The following is a 13910-nucleotide window of genomic DNA, read 5'->3' as shown; positions in this document are numbered from 1 at the left end:
CCCGCCGCGGGTGACGACGCCGCCGCGAAGCCCCTTGGCATGCAACAGCGACGGCCATTCCTCGACCGCGGCAACCTCGGCTCCGGTGATTGCCTTTGCCTCCGCCTCGTTCATGAACAGGTAATCGAGGCCCGCGAGGCACTCGCCGTAGCGGATCACCTTTGCCGGAGAAACGGCGATACCGGCGATGAGCCGCCTGTCTCCGGAAGCCGCGCCCACAAGCGCTGTCAATGTCTCCTGCGGCAGGTTCGCGTCCATCAGCACGAGATCGCTCACTGCCAAGACCTCCCGCGTCGCGCGCTGCTGCAGGCGGCGCGGCGTGAACAGCGTGTAGAGATCCATGTCCGCGAGTGCGATGACGAGATTGCCGTCGTTTTCAAGGATCGCCGTATAGCTCGGCGTCTTGCGGTCGAGAAAGATGAAAGGGCGATCGATCAGGCCGGCGGCGGCCGCGGCCGCAGCCACCATGTCGCCGGCAGCGTCGCCGCCGCGCGGGCCGATCATCCGCACGCGATGGCCAAGGCGGGCGAGGTTTCGCGCGGCATTGAAGCCGCCGCCCCCAGCTTCCTCGAACCACCTGCCGGGATTGCTCGCTCCCGGCGTCGTCGTGCCGCTGATCCGGCCGCGGCGATCGATATGAGCGCCGCCGAAAACGGCGATGTCCCGTGCTTTCATGTCCGCTCCAGTAGCCCCATTGCGAGGGGGCCAGAAGAATTTGTAGGCCGTTCTTCCGCCCGCATTCCGCTCTATTATTCCGGAATTGGGATCAGTCTGGGCCTACAGCGCCGCGCGTCCAACTGGACGCGTAAAGGTCGCTGTAGCACTTTGAATTGCTGCATGATTTTGTCCTTAAATCGATTCCGATTTAAGGAATCATGCAGTAGCCGATCCATCGCGATTCTCAAGGCGAACCGAGCGATGGACGAAAGTCCCGCGCCGCCTGTGGAAACGGCGTATAACGCGCCCGTGAACAGGAATCGAACAGACAAAGAATAATTTATATTATTCAAGTGGTTGACACGCCATTGCAAAAACAGAACAAAACATGTACAAAAACTCCTGCGGCGGCTTCATTGCCTCGATAGCTCCAATAACCTAAAGGTGGACCCAATGGCACAAAACTCTTTGCGGCTTGTAGAGGACAAATCGGTGGATAAAGGCAAGGCACTTGAAGCGGCTCTTTCCCAGATCGAACGTTCGTTCGGCAAGGGATCGATTATGAGGCTCGGATCGAAGGACAGTGTGGTCGAGATCGAAACCGTTTCGACCGGCTCGCTCGGCCTCGATATCGCGCTTGGCATCGGCGGACTGCCGAAAGGCCGCATCATCGAGATTTACGGTCCGGAAAGCTCAGGCAAGACGACACTGGCGCTTCAGACCGTTGCCGAGGCGCAGAAGAAGGGCGGTATTTGCGCTTTCGTCGACGCCGAGCATGCGCTCGATCCGGTCTATGCCCGCAAGCTGGGCGTCGATCTGGAGAACCTCCTGATCTCGCAGCCCGATACGGGCGAGCAGGCGCTGGAGATCACCGACACGCTGGTCCGCTCCGGTGCGATCGACGTGCTCGTCGTCGATTCCGTCGCGGCGCTTGTGCCGCGCGCCGAAATCGAAGGCGAGATGGGCGACAGCCTGCCGGGCATGCAGGCGCGCCTGATGAGCCAGGCGCTGCGCAAGCTGACGGCCTCGATCTCCAAGTCCAACTGCATGGTGATCTTCATCAACCAGATCCGCATGAAGATCGGCGTGATGTTTGGCTCGCCCGAGACGACGACCGGCGGCAATGCGCTGAAGTTCTACGCATCGGTCCGCCTCGATATCCGCCGTATCGGCTCCGTCAAGGAGCGTGAGGAGGTTGTCGGCAACCAGACCCGCGTCAAGGTCGTCAAGAACAAGATGGCGCCGCCCTTCAAGCAGGTGGAATTCGACATCATGTATGGCGAGGGTGTTTCCAAGACCGGCGAACTCATCGATCTCGGCGTCAAAGCGGGTGTGGTGGAGAAATCCGGCGCCTGGTTCTCCTATAACAGCCAGCGCCTCGGCCAGGGCCGGGAGAATGCAAAGCTCTTCCTGCGCGACAATCCGGATCTTGCCCGCGAGATCGAGATGACTCTCAGGCAGAATGCTGGCTTGATCGCCGATCGCTTCCTCGAAAATGGTGGACCGGAGAGCGACGGCGACGACGTCGCCGAGATGTAAGAAGCCGAACGACGGAATTTCATCAAGCCGGCTGTCGTTGCGGCAGCCGGCTTTGCTGCGTCTGGACAGCGTGATGCACGGAAGATAAAAGCCAGTGGTTCCGACGGCTGCGCTCGTTGGAGGGGCGGCTATGAACATAGGCGCGGGGTTGAAGAATGCGGCAGGCGGCCCAGTGAAGGCCGGTCGCCGCCGGGAATGGTGCACAGATAGGACGCAAGATGAGCGGCGTGAATGAAATCCGGTCGATGTTTCTCGACTATTTCCGCAAGAACGGCCACGAGATCGTGCCGTCGAGCCCCTTGGTGCCGCGCAACGACCCGACGTTGATGTTCACCAATGCCGGTATGGTGCAGTTCAAGAACGTCTTCACCGGGCTCGAGCAGCGTCCGTATTCTACCGCGGCCACGGCGCAGAAATGCGTGCGCGCCGGCGGCAAGCACAACGACCTCGACAATGTCGGCTACACCGCCCGACACCATACCTTCTTCGAGATGCTCGGCAACTTCTCCTTCGGCGACTATTTCAAGGAGCGCGCGATCGAGCTTGCCTGGAACCTGATCACCAAGGAATACGGGCTCGACGCCAAGCGCCTGCTCGTGACCGTCTATCACACCGACGACGAGGCCTACGGCCTCTGGAAAAAGATCGCCGGATTCAGCGACGACCGCATCATCCGCATTCCGACGAGCGACAACTTCTGGGCCATGGGCGATACCGGCCCCTGCGGCCCGTGCTCGGAAATCTTCTACGATCACGGCGAGCAGATCTGGGGCGGACCGCCCGGGTCGGCCGAGGAAGACGGCGACCGCTTCATCGAGATCTGGAACCTCGTCTTCATGCAATACGAGCAGGTCACGAAGGAAGAACGCATCGACCTGCCGCGTCCGTCGATCGATACCGGTATGGGGCTGGAGCGCGTTGCTGCAGTACTGCAGGGCCAGCATGACAACTACGACATCGACCTTTTCCGCGCGCTGATTGCAGCCTCCGAAGAGGCAACGGGCGTCAAGGCCGAGGGCGATCGTCGCGCGAGCCATCGCGTCATCGCCGACCACCTGCGCTCGTCCGCGTTCCTGATCGCCGATGGCGTGCTGCCCTCGAACGAAGGCCGTGGCTATGTCCTGCGCCGGATCATGCGCCGCGCTATGCGTCATGCGCAATTGCTCGGCGCACAGGAGCCGCTGATGTGGAAGCTCCTGCCGGCGCTCGTCGGCCAGATGGGCCGCGCCTATCCGGAGCTCCTGCGCGCCGAGGCGCTGATTTCGGAAACACTGAAGCTGGAAGAGACGCGTTTCCGCAAGACGCTCGAACGTGGCTTGAACCTGCTCGCGGACGCTTCGGCCGGACTCTCGGAAGGCGACCAGTTCAGCGGCGAGACCGCCTTCAGGCTCTATGACACCTATGGCTTCCCGCTCGACCTGACGCAGGATGCGCTGCGCGCCAAGGGCATTACCGTCGATACCGACGCGTTCTCCGCCGCCATGGAACGACAGAAGGCCGAGGCCCGCGCCAACTGGGCCGGCTCCGGCGAAGCTGCGACCGAGACCATCTGGTTCGAACTCAAGGAGAAGCACGGTGCCACCGATTTCCTCGGCTATGACACTGAAGCGGCGGAAGGTGTGATCCAGGCGATCGTCCGTGACGGCGCCGTGGTCGAGTCCGCTGCCAAAGGCGAGACCGTTCAGGTGATCCTGAACCAGACGCCCTTCTATGGCGAATCCGGCGGCCAGGTGGGCGACACCGGCGTTATCACCACCGAGACGGGCAAGCTCACCGTCACCGACACGCAAAAGCGCGGCGAAGGGCTCTTCGTACACTACTGCGTCGTGGCGGAAGGCAGCGTAAAAACCGGTGAGGCGGCCGCCTTGACGGTCGATCATGCACGCCGCACGCGGCTCCGCTCAAATCACTCCGCGACCCACCTGTTGCACGAGGCGCTGCGGGAAGTCCTTGGTACACACGTGGCGCAGAAGGGCTCGCTCGTTGCGCCCGATCGCCTGCGCTTCGACGTATCGCATCCGAAGCCTATGACGGCGGAAGAATTGAAGGTCGTCGAGGAGATGGCGAACGAGATCGTCGTTCAGAACACCCCGGTGACCACGCGGCTCATGAGCGTCGACGATGCGATCGCGGAAGGTGCCATGGCGCTCTTCGGCGAGAAATACGGCGACGAAGTGCGCGTGGTGTCGATGGGGCAGGGTATTCGCGGCTCGAAGGCAGGGAGGCCCTATTCGGTCGAGCTTTGCGGCGGCACGCATGTCTCTGCGACGGGCGATATCGGCCTCATCCGCATTGTCTCTGAGGGAGCCGTCGGCGCCGGCGTGCGCCGCGTCGAGGCACTGACGGGCGAGGCAGCTCGCGCCTATCTCAACGAACAGGACGAGCGGGTAAAGACGCTCGCTGCGGCACTCAAGGTCCAGCCTTCGGATGTCCTCGGACGGGTCGAGGCTCTTCTCGATGAGCGGCGCAAGCTGGAGAGGGAGCTTACCGAGGCGAAGAAGAAACTCGCGCTCGCGGGTGACGGTCAGAACGGTTCGGGCGATGCGGCTCGCGAGATAGGTGGCGTCCGCTTCCTCGGCCGCGTCGTGTCCGGCGTCGAGCCGAAGGATCTGAAGAGTCTCGCGGACGACGGCAAGAAGACGCTCGGTTCCGGCGTCGTCGCCTTTGTCGGCGTCAGCGGTGATGGTAAGGCGAGCGCCGTCGTGGCTGTGACGGACGACCTTACGTCGAAAGTCAGTGCGGTCGATCTGGTGCGCGTCGCCTCTGCGGCGCTCGGCGGCAAGGGCGGCGGCGGACGCCCGGACATGGCCCAGGCCGGCGGGCCGGACGGCGGGCGTGCAGCCGAGGCGATCGAAGCGGTCGCCGTTGCGCTGGCTGGCTGAGCGGCACGCAAAGCAAGGACGAAGAAAAGGGCGCTGCGGCGCCCTTTTTCATGTCTGTTCGTTTCGGATGACTTCGAGCGCTGCCTCGATCGAGGCGCGCATCAGCACGCGCGGCGGCCGGACATGGTGCTGATAGAGCGCGCGGCGTACCTGCGGCCTCGCGCCGGTGATGATGAAGCGCACTCCGCTGCGTTCCGCCTTGCGCAAAGTGCCTTCGATGACGTTTGCGGCGGTGGAATCCAGGAACGGCACTTCGGTGCAGTCGAGAATGAAATTGCGGCGCTGGTCGGCTATGCGGTCGAGGACGGTCCCCACGGTCGCTGCCGAGCCAAAGAAGAAGATGCCGGAAATGCGATAGATTACCGTATTGGGGTCGTCGGCAACGACGGGATGTTCCTCGCCATTCTCCTGGGGCAGAGGCGACAGCGGTTTCGTTTCGCCGATCGAGATGCTTTTCGCCATGCGATCGATGAACAGCACGGCGCCGAGCGCGAAACCGATGACGATCCCCTCCGTGAGGTCCCGAAAGACGACGATGAGAAAGGTGGCGAGCAAGACGACGGCGTCGCCATAAGAGGAGCGCAGGAGCGCCATGACGGGGGGGGTTCGATCATGTTCCAAGCAACGATCGCGAGCACGCCCGCCAGCGAAGCAAGCGGGATGTAGCTCGCGAGAGGGGCCGCCAGAAGCATGAAAAGCAAAAGAAAGACGGAATGCAGCATGCCGGAAACCGGGCTCGTCGCACCGGCGCGCACATTCGTCGCCGTCCGGGCGATCGTACCGGTGACACAGATGCCGCCAAAGAGCGCCGAGCAGATATTTGCGACCCCCTGGGCGATCAGTTCCATGCTGGAGCGATGCCTGCGCCCCGTCATTCCATCCGCGACGACAGCCGACAGCAAGGACTCGATCGCGCCGAGAAGGGCAAACGAGACTGCGTCCGGGAAGACGGCGGCCGCCTTGTCGAGCGAAAGCGGCGGCAAGGTGGGAAGACGCAGCCCGCGCGGGATGCCGCCGAACCGCGTGCCGATCGTTTCTGCCGGCAATTGCAGGAGAGCGACGAAGGCCGAGGCGGCCGCGACCGCGATCAGCATGCCGGGCCAATGCGGCCGTAACCGGCGCAGCCCGAGAATGATGCCGATCGTCAGTGCCGCCGTCAGCACCGCTGCCCAGTTGACCGTGCCGGCGGCGTGGCCGAGCGCGATGAGCTTGTCGACGATCGGCCCCGGTTCGGCACCGGAAAGCGTGAGGCCAAAGAGATCACGCAACTGGCTTGCGAAGATGATCACGGCGATCCCGGCGGTGAAGCCGACCGTGACGGGGTAGGGGATGAACTTGATATATTGGCCTAACCGCAGGTAGCCCGCGGCGATGAGCATGATGCCGCCCATGGCGGTTGCGAGCAGCAGCCCGTCCAGGCCATGGCGGGCGCCGGTGGCGGCGACGAGGACGATGAAGGCGCCCGCCGGGCCGCCGATCTGCACGCGGCTGCCGCCGAGAAGCGAGACGATGAAGCCGCCGACGATCGCGGTATAAAGCCCCCGGTCCGGCGTGACGCCGGAGGCGATGGCGATCGCCATGGAGAGCGGCAGCGCCACGATCGCGACGGTCAAGCCGGCGAGGGCGTCGGCCCTCAGGCGGGCGAGGCCATATCCTTCGGCAAGGGTGCTGATCGTTTTCGGAACGAGGGAGTCGGGCATCGGCGAGGCTTTTCCGGATGCCGTCACGCTGGCGGAATTGTAGGTGTCGGCATGCTCAGCCTAGCTGAGTCGCGACGCCGCACAAGCAGTCGGGAAAAGGGTAAAGAACAGCAGGATTTGTGAAATCGAACTGTGGTTTGAACGAGTCCGCGAAGCGCGAAAGGTTCGACATGGGTGTTCGGCATGGGTGAAGGTGCGTGGTCGACATATGAAAAGCGGCTCCACCGCGTCTCGGCTCATATCTATGCGCATCTCGACGAGGAGCTTGATCTAGACCGCCTATCGGAGATCGCATGCCTGTCGCCGCACCATTGGCACCGCATCTATCGTGCGGTGCATGGGGAAACCTTGGCGGCGACGGTGAAGCGGTTGCGGCTGCAAAGGGCGGCCGCCGATCTCGTCCAGACCGATCTCCCGGTAGAAGCGATTACGCGACGCTCCGGCTACCCGAATGTTCAATCCTTCAACCGCACCTTCAAGGCCGTCTACGGCCTTCCGCCGGCGCGTTACAGAAGGGAGGGGAGCCACAAAGTCTTCGAAACCTCTTCGCCGAAAGGAAATCCTGCCATGTATGATGTCACCTTGCGACAAATCGATCCCCTTGCACTCGTCGGCGTAGCTCATGCGGGCTCCTACATGGCAATTGGCCAAGCCTTCGAGACGCTCTTCGGCACACTGTTTGCACGCAGCTTGTTCCGCCCGGGGATGGAGATGATCGGCATTTACCTGGATGATCCGGAACTGGTGGAGACGGAAAAGCTCCGCTCCTTTGCCTGCGTGACGGCGACGGACGACGTCCCTGTCGAAGCGCCACTGACACCGCAGAAGATCGATGGTGGCCAGTACGCGGTGCTGCGACACAAGGGGCCTTATGCCGATATGCCGAAGGCCAGTGGCTCTATGCGACTTGGCTGCCGCAGTCCGGCCGCGCGATCCGCGACAGCGTGATGTTCGAGAAATATCTCAACAATCCGCGGGAAGTCGCCCCGACGGACCTGCTCACGGAAGTCCATCTGCCGTTGAAATAACCCCTGCGCGCGGGTACCGAACATAAACCGCATCGCATTTAAATGGAGCCATGCGACGCGCTCTAGATCTTTGTTTTTATGCATGTCGCAAAAAACGCGCGCATTTTGAGCGACATGCATTAGCCGATCTATCCGATGACACCCCAGTGGCGCAGCCCCTCGATCACGCCGTCGGCATGGGAGGCTTGGGCGAGAAAATGTCGGCGATCATGCCCGATGGCTTGGCGCAGCTCGGGAAGCGCATTGGAAACGACCACGCCGCGCACATGCGGCATTTCGAACATCTCCCGGTCGTTGCCGGTGTCGCCGGCGACGACCACCTCGTCGAGGTCGACTGCCAGTTCGCGGCAAATCCAGGCAAGCGCTCGCCCCTTGCCGCCTGCGTGTGGCAGAATGTCGAGATCGCGTCTGCTCGAATAGATCAGTTTGACATCCAGTCCGGCGCCCACCAGCCTCGCGGCGATCTCATGGATGCGTTGCTCTTCGGCGTCGTGCAGACACCAGCTCGACTTGTGCGGATGCTGATCCGCGGCCGCCTGGGGTATTACGCCCTCGATCGTGTTCATGACGGCCGCGAGTGCTGCCGCATCGAGCGGCTGGCCGAGTTCCTTGACGAAGCCTTCGACGCGCGCCCGCATTCGCTCATCGATAATCATTGTGCCGACGCCTCCGATCACGTAGTCGGGCTTCGGCAACAGCTTTGCGTCGACCAGTGCCAGCATGTCGTCAGCTGGCCGGCCGCTGTTGTAAATGAGGAGCGGCCGCTCGTGCCTGCTGAGCGCATCCCATGCGCATTGGAAGCGTTCGGCGGCTGCCTCGTGGCCAAGAAGCGTACCATCGATGTCGGACGCAACAAGTCTTACGGGCTTGATCGCCATCTTTTACCGCCCCCTCCGCTACCTCGGAAAACGATCGGGCGCTGCAACCTGTTCCGCGCAGCCTTCGGGTTACCCGCCGCGGCAATCGTCACCGGAATGCAAGAAACCCGGCACATCGGCCGGGTTTCGAACATCGCGGCAATCTCGGCCGGCCTTAGGCGGCCATCGCCTTCCTGAGATTCTCGTCGATCTTGTCGAGGAAGCCGGTGGTCGAGAGCCACGGCTGGTCGGGACCGATCAGGAGCGCCAGGTCCTTGGTCATTAAACCGGCTTCGACAGTCTCAACGCAGACACGCTCCAGCGTTTCGGAGAACTTCGCAAGTTCGGCGTTACCGTCGAGCTTCGCGCGGTGGGCAAGGCCACGGGTCCAGGCGAAAATCGATGCGATCGAGTTGGTGGAGGTTTCTTCGCCCTTCTGATGCTGGCGGTAGTGACGGGTGACCGTTCCGTGCGCTGCTTCCGCTTCGACCGTCTTGCCGTCCGGCGTCATCAGCACCGAGGTCATCAGGCCGAGCGAGCCGAAGCCCTGAGCGACGATGTCGGACTGGACGTCGCCGTCATAGTTTTTGCAGGCCCAGACGTAGCCGCCGGACCACTTCAGAGCCGAGGCGACCATGTCGTCGATCAGGCGGTGCTCATACCAGAGCTTCTCGGCCTTGAACTGCGCGGCGAACTCCTCGTCGAACACCTTCTGGAAGATGTCCTTGAAGCGGCCGTCATAGGCCTTGAGGATCGTGTTCTTGGTCGAGAGATAGACCGGCACCTTGCGCTGCAAGCCGTAGTTGAAGGAGGCGCGGGCGAATTCGGTGATCGACTCGTCGAGGTTGTACATGGCGAGTGCAACGCCGGCGCCGGGGGCATCGTAGACGTCGTGCTCGATCGTCTGGCCGTCTTCGCCGACGAACTTGATCGTGAGCTTACCCTTGCCCGGGAATTTGAAGTCGGTAGCGCGATACTGGTCGCCGAAGGCATGACGGCCGACGATGATCGGCTTGGTCCAACCCGGCACGAGGCGCGGCACGTTCTTGCAGATGATCGGCTCGCGGAAGATGACGCCGCCAAGAATGTTGCGGATCGTGCCGTTAGGCGACTTCCACATCTTCTTCAGATTGAACTCCTCCACGCGGGCCTCGTCCGGCGTGATCGTCGCGCACTTGACACCGACACCGTGCTTCTTGATGGCGTTCGCGGCATCGATCGTCACCTGGTCTTCGGTCGCATCGCGGTTCTCGACGCTGAGGTCGTAATATTCGAGATCGAGGTCGAGATAGGGATGGATCAGCTTGTCCTTGATGAACTGCCAGATGATACGGGTCATCTCATCGCCGTCGAGTTCAACGACCGGATTGGCGACCTTGATCTTTGCCATGAATATGCCTCGTGCTTTGTGGGACACCGGACGCGATGTCCTCCGGTGGAAAAATCCACAGCCCTATAGCACTGTGAGGCGGCAAGGCAAAGCGTGCTGGGCCGAAACTTTGGGTGCAGGAAAGGGGACCGTTGTTTGCGGACGAGCTCTCAATCGAAGACTTTAATTTGGGAGCCATTTGTGCGAGGGAAGCGCCAAACAGAAGGCGATATCGGAAATGGCAGGCACCAACAGCGAGCGCGAACTCTTGACCGAAGGCCCGGCGATCATTCTCGCCTATCCGCAGCTCGGCGAGAACATCGGCATGGTGGCGCGCGCCATGGCGAATTTCGGGCTGTCGGAGCTGCGCCTCGTCAATCCGCGTGACGGCTGGCCGAACGAAAAGGCGCGCTCTGCCGCCAGCCGCGCCGATCATGTGATCGACAGGGCCAAGCTTTACGGTACGCTCGAAGAGGCGATCGCGGACCTCAATTTCGTCTATGCGACCACCGCGCGCGACCGCGATGGCTATAAGCCGGTCCGCTCGCCGATCATTGCGGCGCGCGAACTGCGCCAGCGATTCAAGAGCGGGCAGGGGGTTGGGATCATTTTTGGCCGAGAGCGTACGGGATTGACCAACGAGGAAGTGGCGCTCGCCGACGAGATCGTGACCTTCCCGGTCAACCCCGCCTTCGCCTCGCTCAATCTCGCACAGGCCGTGCTGCTGATGTCCTATGAATGGATGAAGACCGGCATGGCATCGGAGGAGGAGACCTCCTTCCAGGCGATCGAACAGCGGCCGGCCACGAAGGAACAGCTAAACGGTCTGTTCCAGCATCTGGAGGAAGCGCTCGATGCACGCAACTATTTCCGCCCCGCCGACAAAAAGCCGAAATTGGTCGAAAACCTGCGTGCCGTTCTGACGAGACCATCCTTTACCGAATCCGAAATTCAGGTGCTGCGCGGCGTCATCTCTTCGCTCGACCGGTTCACCCGCGAAAATCCGCGTGGGTCGGGCGCGCCGGTTGACAGCAGCAAAGGGCGCGGCAGGAAAGTGCACGGCGGCGGTGACGACTGAACTGAAACCCATTCTCGTCTTCGATAGCGGGATCGGCGGGCTGACGGTGCTGCGCGAAGCGCGCGTGTTGATACCGGAGCGGCACTTCATCTATGTCGCCGACGATGCCGGCTTTCCCTATGGCGGCTGGGAGGAGGGCGCGCTTAAGGAGCGCGTAATCACCCTTTTCGGCCAGTTGCTCGCCAGGCACGATCCGGAAATTTGTGTCATCGCCTGCAACACGGCCTTCACGCTCGTAGGTGCGGATTTGCGCGCCGCCTATCCAGAGATGACCTTCGTCGGCACGGTCCCCGCCATCAAGCCCGCGGCCGAAAGAACGCGTTCGGGTCTCGTCTCCGTGCTCGCGACGCCGGGCACGGTGAAGCGGGCCTATACGCGCGATCTCATTCAGTCCTTCGCCTCGCAATGCCATGTCCGGCTTGTCGGCTCGGAAAACCTGGCGCGCATGGCGGAGGCCTATATTCGCGGCGAGACGCTGGAGGACGAGGCGGTCTTGGCAGAGATCGCCCCTTGTTTCGTGGAGATGGACGGCGGTAAGACCGACATCGTCGTGCTCGCCTGCACGCATTATCCCTTCATGGCGAACGTCTTTCGGCGGCTGGCGCCCTGGCCGGTCGACTGGCTGGATCCAGCCGAGGCGATCGCGCGGCGGGCGCGTTCGCTCGTTCCAGTGCCGAACGGTTTCGGACCGTTGAACGGGGAGGACCCGGCGATATTCACCTCCGGCAAGCCAGATTTCGCCACGCGACGGTTGATGCAGGGCTTCGGGCTGACCGTGCTTTCCGCGTAATTGTCAGAAGGCTGTAGGCAGGATGAAGGCGGCCAGAGCAAGCACAATGGCGATCGCAAGGGCCAAGCTAAGCCAGGAGCGGCGCGCTTCGGCCCGCGAGGTGACGCGGTAAGCGTCCTTGCCCGCTTCGCGCATTTGCTTGTCGAATTGAAAGTGGTTTTCGGTTTCGCGTTGGGACATCAGATTAGTTTGCAACCCCTATGTGAGCCCGTTATTAGGCTTCCAAAAAGAGATAGTAGCAGTTCTACCTGCTTTCAACTTTTGCGAGCTTTCTCCTGCGAAGCAATTTTACTGTCTCCGAATGACCAGCGTATTCCTGTGAGTTGTCAGAATAGCAGTCCTGACCGCGGGCAAAACCGTGCTAGGTGTCGATCGTTTTGCGATCCCGGCGGGGTTGCGAATCACTCCATGGTAAAGAGGTGGGAATGAAAGTCGGCATCGACATGGGAACGACGTCCGAGGGGACTTCGGCCTCGCTCGATATCGAAGAGCTTCTGGCGACGCGTCTTCTGGTCCAGGGCAATTCCGGCTCCGGAAAGTCGCATCTCTTGCGCCGCTTGCTCGAACAATCCGCCCCCTGGGTGCAGCAGTGCATCATCGATCCCGAAGGCGATTTCGTCACGCTTGCGGACAAATTCGGCCACGTGGTGGTCGAGGGCGAGCGCACGGACGCGGAGCTCATCGGCATCGCCACGCGCATCCGTCAACACCGCGTTTCCTGCGTCCTTTCGCTCGAAGGACTGGACATAGAACAGCAGATGCGCAGCGCCGGCATGTTTTTGAACGCGATGTTCGATGCGGACCGCGAGTATTGGTATCCGGTTCTCGTGGTCGTCGACGAGGCACAGATGTTTGCCCCGTCAGTGGGCGGTGACGTTTCGGAAGAAGCGCGCAAGATCTCGCTCGGCGCCATGACCAATCTCATGTGCCGCGGCCGCAAGCGCGGGCTTGCGGGCGTCATCGCCACACAGCGGCTGGCGAAGCTCGCCAAGAATGTTGCGGCGGAAGCCTCAAACTTCCTGATGGGACGCACCTTCCTCGACATCGACATGCTGCGCGCCGCCGATCTGCTCGGCATGGACCGGCGAACGGCGGAGATGTTCCGCGACTTGAAACGCGGTTCCTTCGTGGCGCTTGGCCCGGCGCTGTCGCGGCGGCCGCTGAAGGTGACGATCGGCTCGGTCGAAACTTCGGCACGATCGACCAGCCCGATGCTGATGCCGCTGCCGGAAGCGCCGCAGGATGTCGAAGATCTGATCTTCACGCCTGATCCCGAGGAATTGAGCCGGCCGGTAACGCGGCGCCCGGTGCCGCAACCGCGTCCCGCGACCGACATTCTGGCCGAATTGTCGCGGCCGCGTCCGGAGCCGGCGGCGGCTGTCGAGGTGAAGCAGGCCCAGCCGGAGATATCCGCAGAGGAGCGGGAAGCGCTGCTCGACAGTCTCTTTGTCGAGATCCTGGGAAATCCCGAGGCTGCATTCCGGCCCGATGCCGAGCTTTTCCAGGATTTCCTCGTCCGTTGCCGCATTCGTCGCGTGCCCGGCCCAGCGCTCTCGCTCAGTGCTTTCCGCCGCAAAATGGCGATCGCCCGGTCCGGCGTCGATGCCGACACAGCGGCAAGCGAGACCTGGTCCTCCACGCTCCGGCTTGCCGACCGGGTGACGGAGGACCTGCAAGGTGTGTTCCTGATGATGGCGCAGGCGGCCCTGCGCGGGCTGCCGTGCCCTTCGGACGCGATGATCGCGCGGGCTTACGGCACACACTCCGCCCGCCGCGCTCGGCGGCTGCTTGGCTACTTCGAGGAGCAGGGGCTCATCGTGGTGCATGCGGATTTCTCAGGCAAGCGCATCGTCGCTTTCCCCGATCTTGGCAAGGAGACGGCTCCGGGCGACGCAAATGCCCCGGATATCGGCGGCTCCGAGCGCGCCGCTGCGGAGTGAGCGGTGGAATTAGCGGAAATCGCTATATTTCCGTCCCATCTCATTGACAATTCGGCGGTCAGTGCTTAAA

General features: G+C 62.4%; 9 protein-coding genes and 2 pseudogenes. 6 read left to right on the top strand and 5 right to left on the bottom strand.

What is annotated here, in order from left to right:
• Positions 1-675, bottom strand: a 675-nt coding sequence (locus AYK65_RS13240) for a carbohydrate kinase family protein (RefSeq protein WP_081158696.1), incomplete at its 3' end; no start/stop codon positions are given.
• A 435-nt stretch (positions 676-1110) separates the two neighbouring features.
• Between AYK65_RS13240 and recA the strand changes: the two genes are divergently transcribed.
• Entirely contained in the window at positions 1111-2196 is a 1086-nt protein-coding gene (recA, locus tag AYK65_RS13235) for a recombinase RecA (protein WP_026613978.1), read from the top strand.
• A gap of 218 nt (positions 2197-2414) precedes the next feature.
• The gene (gene alaS / locus AYK65_RS13230) at positions 2415-5078 is read left to right on the top strand and encodes an alanine--tRNA ligase (protein ID WP_046120897.1); all 2664 of its coding nucleotides are present in this window, start codon (positions 2415-2417) and stop codon (positions 5076-5078) included.
• Positions 5079-5126: 48 nt separating this feature from the next.
• Here the strand turns inward: alaS and AYK65_RS13225 are convergent.
• Positions 5127-6778: pseudogene (locus tag AYK65_RS13225) on the bottom strand (SulP family inorganic anion transporter).
• A gap of 183 nt (positions 6779-6961) precedes the next feature.
• On the opposite strand from AYK65_RS13225, the pseudogene AYK65_RS13220 reads away from it, so the two are divergent.
• Positions 6962-7806 (top strand): annotated as a pseudogene (locus AYK65_RS13220) (AraC family transcriptional regulator).
• A gap of 128 nt (positions 7807-7934) precedes the next feature.
• Here AYK65_RS13220 and AYK65_RS13215 read toward each other — a convergent pair.
• Both AYK65_RS13215 and AYK65_RS13210 read right to left on the bottom strand, forming a co-directional pair.
• Positions 7935-8684, bottom strand: coding sequence for an HAD-IIB family hydrolase (locus AYK65_RS13215; RefSeq protein ID WP_081158694.1), 750 nt, complete (start codon positions 8682-8684; stop codon positions 7935-7937).
• A gap of 154 nt (positions 8685-8838) precedes the next feature.
• Positions 8839-10053 carry an NADP-dependent isocitrate dehydrogenase gene (locus tag AYK65_RS13210; protein ID WP_081158692.1) on the bottom strand — a complete coding sequence of 405 codons (1215 nt, stop codon included), beginning with the start codon at positions 10051-10053 and terminating at the stop codon, positions 8839-8841.
• Between the two features lie 217 nt (positions 10054-10270).
• Here AYK65_RS13210 and AYK65_RS13205 point away from each other — a divergent pair, with 217 nt between their 5' ends.
• Both AYK65_RS13205 and murI read left to right on the top strand, forming a co-directional pair.
• Entirely contained in the window at positions 10271-11110 is an 840-nt protein-coding gene (locus tag AYK65_RS13205; protein ID WP_081158690.1) for an RNA methyltransferase, read from the top strand.
• Positions 11100-11900: a glutamate racemase gene (murI, locus tag AYK65_RS13200; RefSeq protein ID WP_081158688.1), complete on the top strand. Its 801-nt coding sequence runs from the start codon at positions 11100-11102 to the stop codon at positions 11898-11900. Before AYK65_RS13205 ends, murI begins: the two co-directional genes overlap by 11 nt.
• A 3-nt stretch (positions 11901-11903) precedes the next feature.
• Here murI and AYK65_RS31675 read toward each other — a convergent pair whose 3' ends face one another.
• Positions 11904-12080, bottom strand: coding sequence for a hypothetical protein (locus tag AYK65_RS31675; RefSeq protein ID WP_139015643.1), 177 nt, complete (start codon positions 12078-12080; stop codon positions 11904-11906).
• 245 nt (positions 12081-12325) lie between these two features.
• Between AYK65_RS31675 and AYK65_RS13195 the strand changes: the two genes are divergently transcribed.
• Positions 12326-13840, top strand: a complete 1515-nt coding sequence (locus tag AYK65_RS13195; protein WP_081158686.1) for a helicase HerA domain-containing protein — start codon at positions 12326-12328, stop codon at positions 13838-13840.
• Positions 13841-13910: the final 70 nt, after the last annotated feature.

This window comes from Ensifer aridi (genome assembly GCF_002078505.1).
GTDB classification, from domain to species: Bacteria; Pseudomonadota; Alphaproteobacteria; order Rhizobiales; family Rhizobiaceae; genus Sinorhizobium; species Sinorhizobium aridi.
Note: the sequence above shows the minus strand (reverse complement) of the source record. Positions and strands in the feature narration are given on the sequence as shown.